The sequence below is a fragment of the Cupriavidus sp. SIMBA_020 genome (genome assembly GCF_046535395.1).
In the GTDB taxonomy this organism is placed as follows: domain Bacteria; phylum Pseudomonadota; class Gammaproteobacteria; order Burkholderiales; family Burkholderiaceae; genus Cupriavidus; species Cupriavidus campinensis.
Map to the genome: position 1 here is coordinate 1 of NZ_JAWRWU010000453.1, position 277 is coordinate 277.

The 277-nt window shown below is 70.4% G+C and carries 1 pseudogene; it reads left to right on the forward strand.

The features are described 5' to 3' along the window. Positions 1-277: pseudogene (locus SB751_RS30010) on the forward strand (fimbrial protein); the annotation flags it as partial.

Sequence of the window (277 nt, forward strand, 5' to 3'; positions counted from 1 at the left end):
CGACGTCGGGCTGTTCCGCAACCTGCTCGGCATCGGCGTGCAGGACTACATCGTGAAGCCGCTGACCGTCGAGCTGATGCGGCGCGCGCTGACCGCGACGGAATCGATCGTGCACGCGCGTACCGGCAAGATCGTCAGTTTCGTCGGCGCGCGCGGCGGCGTCGGCGCGACGACGGTCGCGGTGAGTCTCGCGCGCTGCCTCGCCGGCGAGAAGCGCCGCCGTGTCGCGTATGCCGACCTGAACCTTCATGGCGGCGGCGCGAACTCGATGCTCGGG